Consider the following 257-nt stretch of genomic DNA (forward strand, 5'->3'; position numbering starts at 1 on the left):
GCGTGTTCACGCGGAGAATTTCTCGGTCTATGGCATCCGCAAAATGTGGCACGCGATGAACCGCGAAGGCTTTCATATCGGCCGCGACAAGACCGCACGTCTGATGAAACTTGCAGGTGTTTCTGGCCGCAGACGTGGGCGAACCCCGGTAACAACAATTAACCCGAAGACACCGGATCATCGCCCGGACCTAGTGCGCCGAAACTTCCGTGCGCAGGCACCAGGCCGGCTGTGGGTTGCCGACATTACCTACGTTC

1 protein-coding gene is annotated in these 257 nt (G+C 58.4%); it reads left to right on the top strand.

What is annotated here, in order from left to right; all coding sequences use genetic code 11:
- The coding region (locus HMPREF2896_RS12495) for an IS3 family transposase (RefSeq protein WP_141754780.1) at positions 1-257 on the top strand (257 nt) is incomplete at both ends.

This window comes from Corynebacterium sp. HMSC069E04 (genome assembly GCF_001813175.1).
Taxonomy (GTDB): Bacteria; Actinomycetota; Actinomycetes; order Mycobacteriales; family Mycobacteriaceae; genus Corynebacterium; species Corynebacterium aurimucosum.